We start from the raw sequence: 9,531 nt of genomic DNA, 5'->3' as shown, positions 1-9,531 counted from the left end.
AGCTGGCGGTTCCGTCCCTGCCGGTTTATGGTCACGCGGTCGTGCAGGCTCCGCATCTTGCTGCGCTCGCCGGCTCGGGCATGGTCTTCGACGCAGCCTACTGCAACTTCCCGATCTGCGCGCCTTCCCGCTTCTCGATGTTGTCCGGGCGCCTGCCGCACTCCATCGAGGCATGGGACAACGCAAGTGAATTCCACGCGGGCACGCCAACGATCGCGCACTACCTGCGCTACCTCGGCTATCGCACCATCCTCTGCGGCAAGATGCACTTCATCGGCCCCGATCAGCTGCATGGCTACGAGGAGCGGCTGACGACCGACATCTACCCGGCCGACTTCAACTGGACGCCCGACTGGGACACCTTGGAGCGCCCGCACTGGTACCACGACATGTCGTCGGTGACCGACGCCGGCGTGACGGTGCGCACCAACCAGCTCGACTTCGACGACGAGGTGGCGTTCGCTGCCGAGCGAGGGCTCTTCGAGCACATCCGGTCGGGTGACGAGCGGCCGTTCTGCTTCGTGGTGTCGTTCACCCACCCGCACGATCCCTACGCGATCCCCCAGGAGTACTGGGACCGCTACGAGCACAACGACGTCCCGATGCCGTCGTACGGCTACGACGCCTCGATCACCCACCCCCATGACGAGCGCCTGCGCGCGGTGTGCGCGATGGAGGACGTCGAGATCACCGACGAGATGGTCCGCACGGCCCGGCACGCCTATCTCGGCGCCGTGTCGTACGTCGACGACAAGATCCAGCGCCTGCTGGAGATCCTGCGGGTCACCGGTCAGCTCGACAACACGGTGGTGATCCTGACCAGCGACCACGGTGACATGCAGGGCGAGCGCGGGCTCTGGTACAAGATGTCGTTCTACGAGGGCTCGACGCGCGTGCCGCTCGTCGTCTCGGCGCCGAGCCTCTTCGAGACCCGGCGTGTCGCCTCGCCGGTCTCCACCATGGACCTCCTGCCGACCCTGGTGGGCATCGCGGGCGGGGACGACCAGGGCGTGGCCGCCGGCCTCGACGCTGAGAGCCTGATGCCACTGCTGCGCGGCGATCACGACGACCGCGAGGTGGTCGTGGCCCAGTACCTCGCCGAGGGCGCGGTCGCGCCGATCATCATGTACCGCAAGGGCTCGTGGAAGCTCATCCATTCACCGGTCGACCCCGACCAGCTCTTCGACCTGGCCACCGACCCGCTCGAGCGGACCAACCGTGCCGCCGACCCCGACTGCGCCGAGCTCCTGGCCGAGCTGAGGAAGGCGGTCGACGAACGCTGGGACCTCGAGCAGATCGACCGCGAGGTGCGCCAGAGCCAGCGCAACCGGAGAGTGGTCGGCGCGGCCAACGTGCGCGGCAGGTCCCCCGAGTGGGACTACGGGCCGCCGTACGACGCCGGTCACCGCTACATCCGCAACCACACCGACCTCGGCGACCTCGAGGCGATGGCTCGTTACCCGTCTGTGCGCACTCGCGCCGAAACGAAGCCAGAGCCCTGATCGGCGGCCACCCGGAAGCCGACGTTCCCGGCGCTGCTGTCCGGTGTGTTGGCGCTCCGCGAGTCGACCCGGTAGCGCCAGCAGTAGCTCTCGTGGCACAGGTAGCTCCCGCCACGCAGGACGCGCGCCGTCCCTGATGCGGGCCCCGCGGGGTCGCCCGCAGGAGATCGCCCGTAGTAGTCGGGGGCGAACCAGTCGGCACACCACTCCCAGACGTTGCCGGTCACCTCGTGGAGCCCGAAGCCGTTCGGCGGGAACGTCCCCACCGGGCAGGTGCCGACCCAGCCGTCCTCGCCGGCGTCGCGTTCGGGGAAGCGGCCCTGGAACACGTTCATGCGGTGCTCGCCGCCGGGCTCTCGCTCGTCACCCCATGGGAAGTGGTGTCCGCCGTCGGGGCCGCGAGCGGCTCGCTCCCACTCCGCCTCGGTGGGAAGCCGGACGCCGGCCCATCGGCAGTAGGCGACCGCGTCGTACCAGCTGACGTGGACGACGGGGTGCTGCTCGCGGCCGGACACCGACGACCCTGGGCCCTCGGGCCGACGCCACGTGGCGCCCGGTACCTCTCGCCACCACGGGGCGGCAGCCACCGCGCGGGTGGGCGGAGAGCCGTCGGGCAGGAGCCCCACGAAGACGAAGGACGAGCCCAGCTCCTCGGCCGTCGTGCGGTGGCCGGTGGCGGTTGCGAACTCCGCGAACTCCGCGTTCGTCACCGTGTGCGCGCCGATGCGGTACGCCGAGAGCTCCACGGGGTGAGGGGGGCCCTCCCCGTCGGCGGCGTACCCGCGTGGGTCATCGGTACCCATCACGAATCGCCCCGGGGGGATCGGAACCAGCCCGCGTGCCCGGCTCGAACCGGTCGCCGGCGCAGGAAGTGTCTCGACGTCGGTCGTCGTTCGATCAGGCCGGTCGGGCGAGCAGCACGAGCTCATGCCGGTGAGTCTGCCAGGACCTGGGCCGCGTCAGCGGGCCTCCTGTCTGGGCAGGAACACCTCTCTGACCAGCAGCAGGATCGAGGCGGCGGTCGGGATCGCGAGAAGGGCGCCGACGACCCCGAGCAGGGTGCCGCCGACCAGCGCGGCGATCACCGTCAGCGCGCCGGGGATCTCGACCGACCGCGCCATCACCTTGGGGTAGATCACGTAGTTCTCCACCTGCTGGTAGGCGATGTAGAAGATCACCGCCACGATCCCGGTCTTCAGGTCCGTGGCGAACGCGATCGCGCAGACGATCACCGCACCGATGGTCGCGCCGATCATCGGGATCACGTCGAGAATGGCGACCACCATCGCCAGCGCGACGGCGTAGCTGCCGAGGCCGACGATGAACAGGAAGATCAGGGTGCTGATGCCGGCGCACATCGCCACCACGAAGGCGCCGGAGACGTAGCCGCCGATGTTGCGCAGGATCCGGTCGCCCAACAGCGAGACGCGCTCGCGTCGGGTCGCGGGGGCCAGGGAGTAGGCCGCCTGCTTCATCGAGGGCAGCGACGCCAGGAAGTACAGGGTCAGCACCACGACCACGAAGGCGTTCAGCAGGGCTCCCAGAATCGCCAGTCTGACGCCGACCGCGCCGCCGAACGCCTTCTGCGCCCAGGCTCCGGACTTCACGTAGTCCTCGACCTTGCTGGTGATGTCGTACTTGTCGTCCAGGTGCCGGATCTGCTGGTTCCGCTGGAGCTTGTCGAACCAGGCCGGGAGGTTGTCGCCGATCTGCGTGACCTGGTGGCTGATGATCGGGACCAGGATCGTCAGGAAGCCGGCGAACACGAGCAGCACGCCGAGGATCACGCAGAGCACCGCCCACGGCCGCTTCAGCCCGCGGCGGATCAGGAACTCGACTGCCGGGTTGAGCCCGACCGCCAGGAAGAGCGCGACCACCACCAGCAGGATCACGCCGCTGATCCGGGTCACCATCAGCCCGATCCACAGGGCGACCAGTGCCCCGATCCCTCCGAGCAGGCCCCACATGAACGGGGAGCGGTTGTTCAGCGGAGGCCCGGGCTCACCGAGCTCGTCCGGGTGCTGGTCGGGGTGGTGCAGGTACGCCGCGCTGTCGTCGCGCTCGCCCCTGTCCGGGTCCTCCGTCTGCTCGAGGTTCACGTCGCTGCGGCCGGCGTCCGGGTCGCGGGTGGCGTCGTCGCCCGGCCCGGAGGTGTCGCTCATGCGCCGATTATGGAGTGCCCACGCGCTGGGGCCGCGCAACGGCGGTCCCGCGCGTGGCTGTGGGCGGAGGAGTGATCAGGAGCTCTCGTCGTCGCCGAAGCCGGCCATCATCTCCCGCAGCGAGCCGAGCTGGGCGGAGATGGCCTCACGGCGCTTGGTCATCCGGTCGACCTCGGCCTTGAGGGCGGCCAGGTTGCGCTCCTGCTCGGCGTTGCCCGCGGAGGCGACCGCGTCGGCCTGCGTCCGGGCGGAGGCCACGATCTGCTCCGCCTCGCGGCGCGCGCGGGCCAGCAGCGCCTCGCCCTCGCGCTGAGCCTGCTGCCGGTGGGTGTTGGCCTGGGCCGTCGCCTCGCGGGCCCGCGCCTCGGCGGCGTTCGCCCGCTGCTCGGCCTCCTCGACCAGTCGGTTGGTCTCGGCGGTCGCGCTGGCGTGGTGGTCGCTGGCCTCCTTGGCCAGCCGCTCTCGCTCCACGGCCAGGGTGCGTCGTGCCTCCTGGACCTCGCGGTCGGCGGCGGCGCGGGTCTGCTCGGCGTCGCGGGTCGCGGTGACCTTCATGTCCTTGGTCTCCTGCTGCGCCGCGAGCCGGATCTGGTCGCTCTCACGCTTGGCAGACGCCCGCAGGTCCTCGGCCTCGGCCATGGCGAGCGCCCGCTCCTGCTCGGCGTCCGCGGTGACCCGAGCCCGCATCTCGTCGAGCTCCTTGAGCTGGACGATGCGCATGTCGTCGGCCTCGCGGGTCGCCTCGGCGCGGATGCTCTTGGCATCGCGGGCGGCCTGCTCCCGGATGTCGTCGGCGTCGCGGGTGCCCGCCTCGCGGATCTCGCTGGCCTCCTCCTCGGCGAGGCGCAGCATCGCGCTGGCGCGGCCACCCAGTCCGGCGTACGTCGGGTTCGCGTTCTCGGCGAGCTCGTCCTGCGCGCTGAGGAGCTGTCTCTCGAGCTCGGTGACGCGTTGCTCGGACTGGGTCAGCGCCGCGGCGACGCCGGACTTGTCCTGGAGGATCTGCCGCACGGTGTTGTCCACGGCGGCCTTGTCGTACCCGCCGCGCCGGACGGTCGCGAACGTCGGGAGCTGAACCGGTGCCGGCGGCTGGGCCGGGGTCGGTGCGGGCACCGGCGCGGGCGCGGGCGTGCGGACGGCCGGTGCCGGTGCCGCCGCCGGTGCCTCCGCCCGGGCCGGAGCCGGAGCGCGTGGAGTCGGCGTCGGTGTGGCGGCCGGTGTGGCCGGGATCTGCTGAGTGGGGGCCTGGTCCTCGGCCTGGTCCTCGGCCGGGTCCTCGGCCTGGTCCTCGGCCTGGTCCTCGGCCTGGTCCTCGATCTGTTCCTCGACAGGCGTGCCGAGGGCCTCGTCGGCCCGCTCCTCGACCGCCCGGGCAGTGCGGGCGGGCTTGTCGATCTCGACCGGTGGCACCTTGGACCGTGCGGTCTTGGCCGACTTCTTGGCCGTCCTGGCCACCGGCTTCTTGTTCTCGGCCGGTTGGTCCTGGGCCTCCATCACCGTGGTCGGCTCGTCGTCAGGGGTCTCTTCCGGCTCGTCGAAGATGGACAGGCCCTGGTCGCTCATGGTGTGGACATCCTCCCGGGAACTCGAGTTGGGTCCAGTCTGGCGGATGCCGTGAAACGAGTTCCACCCCGTTCGACGCCGATCTCACGCGCCAGGTTGCGACACGCCGCCTGACGTGGGCGGACGGCTGGAAATGCCGGAATCAGACGCCGCGGAAGGCGTTGATCGCGTCCAGATGGCGGGACCGCTTCTCCTCGTCGCGGACGCCGAGCCCCTCCTCGGGAGCCAGGCAGAGAACGCCGACCTTCCCCTGGTGGAGGTTGTGGTGCACGTCGTACGCCGCCTGGCCGACCTCGACCAGCGGGTAGCTCCGGGACAGGGTCGGGTGGATCATGCCCTTCGCGATCAGGCGGTTCGCCTCCCAGGACTCGCGGTAGTTGGCGAAGTGGGAGCCGATGATCCGCTTGAGGTTCATCCAGAGGTAGCGGTTGTCGTACTCGTGCAGAAAGCCCGTCGTCGAGGCACAGGTCACGATGGTGCCGCCCTTGCGCGCGGCGTACACGCTGGCGCCGAAGGTCTCCCGTCCCGGGTGTTCGAAGACGATGTCGACGTCCTCGCCTCCGGTGAGCTCCCGGATGTCGGAGCCGAACCGCCGCCACTCCTTGGGGTCAGCGGTCTGCTCGTCCTTCCAGAACCGGTACTCCTTCTCCGACCGGTTGATGATCAGCTCCGCGCCCATCCGCCGGCAGATCTCGGCCTTCTCCTCACTGGAGACCACGCAGACCGGGACCGCGCCGCCGTTCAAGGCGTACTGGGTGGCGAAGCCGCCGAGCCCGCCGCTCGCGCCCCAGATCAGGACGTTGTCGCCCTGCTTCATGCCCGCGCCGTTGCGGCTGACGAGCTGGCGGTACGCCGTGGAGTTCACCAGGCCGGGGGAGGCGGCCTCCTCCCAGGTCAGGTGGGTCGGCTTCGGCATCAGCTGGTTGGACTTCACGAGCGCGATCTCGGCCAGCCCGCCGAAGTTGGTCTCGAACCCCCAGATGCGTTGCTCGGGATCCATCATCGTGTCGTTGTGCCCGTCGGGCCCCTCGAGCTCCACGGACAGGCAGTGCGCCACCACCTCGTCCCCGGGCTTCCAGGCGTGGACCCCGAGCCCGGTCTTCAGCACCACGCCGGCCAGGTCGGAACCGACGATGTGGTAGGGCAGGTCGTGGCGCTTGGCCAGCGGGCTGAGCTTGCCGTAGCGCTCGAGGAAGCCGAAGGTCGACAGCGGCTCGAAGATCGACGTCCAGACGGTGTTGTAGTTGATCGCGCTCGCCATCACCGCCACCAGCGCCTCGCCGGGCCCGAGCTCGGGGAGCGGCACCTCGTCGACGTGCAGCGACTTGCGCGGGTCCTTCTCCTTGGAGTCCATCCCGTCGAAGAGGTCGACCTCGTCCTTGCGCACGATGGCGGCGCGATAGGACGTCGGCACCTCCAACGCCGCGAAGTCCTCCGCGGTGGCGGTGCCGGACGTGATGGCCTCGAGGATCTGCTGCACGGGGTCGTCTCCAGATGTCGGGGTCGACAGGGGGTTCTCGGAACCCTAATCAAGTGTGCAGAGAGCGTGGCGGTTCTGTGACCGACGGCTCACACGCCGAGGTGGCGCCTTCCCACCTCAGCGGGTCAGGGTCAGTGGAAGGTGGCCAGGGCACCCATCGGGTCCCACGCGGGCAGCACGATCGGTTCCTGGTCGAGCGCGTTGCGCAGGTGCTCGGGCAAAGCGCTGCGGGGGACGGCGATCTCGAAGACGTACTCGTCGAACCAGGAGTCGTCCATGGTCCAGAAGCCCTTGTCGGCCTTCTCGGTGCCCCAGGAGTTCTCCACCCGCCAGCGCGTCGGGACCTGGCTGTCGCCGGGGCCGTCGACGAGGTTGACGCCGGTGAGCAGCATGGCGTGTGTCATCGACGTGCCGTGGTGGTACAGGCGGTCGGCCTTGGTGAGGACCGGGCCGAGCTGCTGCGTGCCGTAGAGCTCGTCGTAGTCGTACAGCGACGCGTGCCAGAGCCCCAGGTCGCCGTCGAGCATCTGGCCGACGTCGCACCCGAACCACACCGGCTCGGCGGGGCGGTCGGCCGACCCGACGAGCGCGTCCGCGGCGAGCTGCTTGATCAGCGGCATCTCGACGTTGAGGTACACCACCTGCGGTGCGCCCACGACGTTCCCGAGGTGCTCGACGGTGAAGGTCCGGCCGAACGGGCTGCTGGGCCGCGGGTCGTGCACGACGCACACGTAGTCGTCGATCGGTAGCGTGACGTAGCGCTCGACGAACTCCCGCGGAGTGAGCTCGCCGTCGCGGTGGAAGCCCTTGTCGGAGTCGCGCCACTGCCACGTGAACGACGTGGGGGGCGTGCCGAGGTGCAGGCTCAGGACGCGGTGGACGGCGGCCAGCACCTCCTCCTTGGTCGCGGCCACCTCCTCGTCGGAGGCGCCTGCGGCGTGCCGTTTCCTGAGGTCATGGGCGGCCCGGCGCAGGAGGGACGACAGGTCGCGGTTGAGCTTGTTGGTCTTGGAGGACGACTGGGTCTCGGGCATGACCTCCTTGGGCACCAGCCCGTGCTTGGCGACCAGGGCGAGGAACATGTTCCACTGCCCGCCGTCCTCGGCCGGGCTCGCGAGGAGGTGCGCGACCGTGCGGTCGTCGACGTCCCGGTCGGCCGTCGCCAGGATCGACTCGAGCCAGTGGTTGGCCTTCTCGAGCTTGTCCCAGAACTGGAGGTGGCTCTGGGAGAACTCGAACTCCTTGACCCCGAGGCGGGCGGCCACCCCGACACGCAGGAGGTTCAGCCCGGCGAACATCCAGCACCGCCCGGACTGCTTCTGGTCGGTGGCCTCCCAGTCGTCCAGGAGATGGCTCATCGACCGGGGCACCGACAGCATCCGGGCATGGTCGAGGACGACGGTGTCGACATCCGTCCGGGCGAGGGCGTTCTGCATCATCCGGGCGCCGGGATCGGCGTCGACCGCCTTCGCGAAGCGCTCCAGCAGGTCCGGGGTCAAGGGGCTCGTCATGAGCGGAACGCTACCCCGGCCCTTACCACGATGGGGGTGCTGTCGATCTTCGGGGCTCGAGGGGTGCTCGGGGTCAGGCCGGGGGAGGCGGCTCCACGAGCTCGATGAGCACGCCGCCGGCGTCCTTGGGATGGACGAAGTTGACCAGGGAGCCGGCCGTCCCGCGCCGGGGCACGTCGTACAGCAGGCGGACGCCGCGTTCGCGCAGCACCGCCGAGACCGCCTCGAGATCGGTCACCCGGCAGGCGAGCTGCTGCATGCCGGGCCCGTTGCGGTCGAGGAACTTCGCGATCGTGGAGTCTCCATCGAGCGGGGCGAGAAGCTGGATCATCGCCCCCGAGATGTCGTCGGCCGGCCCGACCCGGACCATCGCCTCGCGGACCCCCTGCTCCTCGTTGGTCTCCTCGTGCACCGTCTCCATCCCGAAGGTGTCGCGGTAGAACGCCTTGGCGGCGTCGAGGTCGGCCACGGCGATGCCCACGTGGTCGATCGCGGCGAAGAGGTGGTCGGGGAGTTCTCCCAGGTGCGGCAGGGCCATGGACCCATCGTCGTACGCCGAGAGTCGTGCTCGCGTGTGAGGTTTTCCTCAGCCAGGTGTGACGTCGCCGCTCGCGGGCGGAGTGCGGCCCTGGGTATCGTCGAAGTGTTCGTTCGTCTGCTGTGGGAGGCACCCTCATGTCCGGAAACGTCATCGTCGCCGGGGCCCGTACGCCGATCGGCCGGCTGCTCGGAGGCCTGAAGTCTCTGTCCGCGGCGGAGCTGGGCGGTGTCGCGATCACGGGTGCCCTCGAGAAGGCCGGCGTCTCCGGTGACCAGGTCGACTACCTGATCATGGGGCAGGTCATCCAGGCCGGGGCCGGGCAGAACCCGGCTCGCACCGCGGGGATCCATGCGGGGCTGCCGCTCTCACTGCCGTCGATCACCATCAACAAGGTGTGCCTGTCCGGCCTGAACGCGATCGCCACCGCCGACCAGCTGATCCGCGCCGGCGAGGCCGAGATCGTCGTGGCGGGCGGCATGGAGTCGATGACGAACGCACCCCACCTGCTGCCCAAGTCGCGCGAGGGCTTCAAGTACGGCGACGTCACCCTCGTCGACTCGATGGCCCACGACGCGCTCTGGGACCAGGCCACCTCCCAGGCCATGGGCGCGCTCACCGAGGACTACAACAAGGCACACACCAGCCTGACCCGCGAGGAGCAGGACGCCTTCGCCGCACGCTCCCACCAGCGGGCCGCCGAGGCGTGGAAGAACGGCGTCTTCGACGACGAGGTCGTCCCGGTCTCGATCCCGCAGCGCAAGGGCGACCCGAT

The 9,531-nt window shown here is 70.0% G+C and carries 8 protein-coding genes; 2 read left to right on the top strand and 6 right to left on the bottom strand.

Translation table 11 applies throughout. The features are described from left to right. The coding region (gene betC, locus VGK78_RS12380) for a choline-sulfatase (RefSeq protein ID WP_331527950.1) at nt 1-1,502 on the top strand (1,502 nt) is incomplete at its 5' end. Here the strand turns inward: betC and VGK78_RS12375 are convergent. From VGK78_RS12375 to mce, 6 genes are all read right to left on the bottom strand, one after another. Further along, nucleotides 1,457-2,431 carry a formylglycine-generating enzyme family protein gene (locus VGK78_RS12375; protein WP_331527949.1) on the bottom strand — a complete coding sequence of 325 codons (975 nt, stop codon included), beginning with the start codon at nt 2,429-2,431 and terminating at the stop codon, nt 1,457-1,459. The genes betC and VGK78_RS12375 overlap by 46 nt on opposite strands. Before the next feature lie 30 nt (nt 2,432-2,461). Beyond that, entirely contained in the window at nt 2,462-3,664 is a 1,203-nt protein-coding gene (locus tag VGK78_RS12370) for an AI-2E family transporter (RefSeq protein ID WP_331527948.1), read from the bottom strand. A gap of 75 nt (nt 3,665-3,739) precedes the next feature. Then, entirely contained in the window at nt 3,740-5,227 is a 1,488-nt protein-coding gene (locus VGK78_RS12365) for a hypothetical protein (protein ID WP_331527947.1), read from the bottom strand. A gap of 142 nt (nt 5,228-5,369) precedes the next feature. Beyond that, the gene (ccrA, locus tag VGK78_RS12360; RefSeq protein ID WP_331527946.1) at nt 5,370-6,707 is read right to left on the bottom strand and encodes a crotonyl-CoA carboxylase/reductase; all 1,338 of its coding nucleotides are present in this window, start codon (nt 6,705-6,707) and stop codon (nt 5,370-5,372) included. A gap of 131 nt (nt 6,708-6,838) precedes the next feature. Beyond that, nucleotides 6,839-8,218: an aminopeptidase C gene (locus VGK78_RS12355; protein ID WP_331527945.1), complete on the bottom strand. Its 1,380-nt coding sequence runs from the start codon at nt 8,216-8,218 to the stop codon at nt 6,839-6,841. 73 nt (nt 8,219-8,291) lie between these two features. Then, on the bottom strand, nt 8,292-8,756 hold the full coding sequence (gene mce / locus VGK78_RS12350) for a methylmalonyl-CoA epimerase (protein WP_331527944.1): 465 nt from the start codon (nt 8,754-8,756) through the stop codon (nt 8,292-8,294). Between the two features lie 137 nt (nt 8,757-8,893). Here mce and VGK78_RS12345 point away from each other — a divergent pair. Further along, nucleotides 8,894-9,531 (top strand): beta-ketoacyl synthase N-terminal-like domain-containing protein (locus VGK78_RS12345; RefSeq protein ID WP_331527943.1); only part of this gene is annotated, 638 nt, incomplete at its 3' end.

It is taken from the genome of Nocardioides sp. (assembly GCF_036503465.1).
Classification (GTDB): domain Bacteria; phylum Actinomycetota; class Actinomycetes; order Propionibacteriales; family Nocardioidaceae; genus Nocardioides.
Note: the sequence above shows the minus strand (reverse complement) of the source record. Positions and strands in the feature narration are given on the sequence as shown.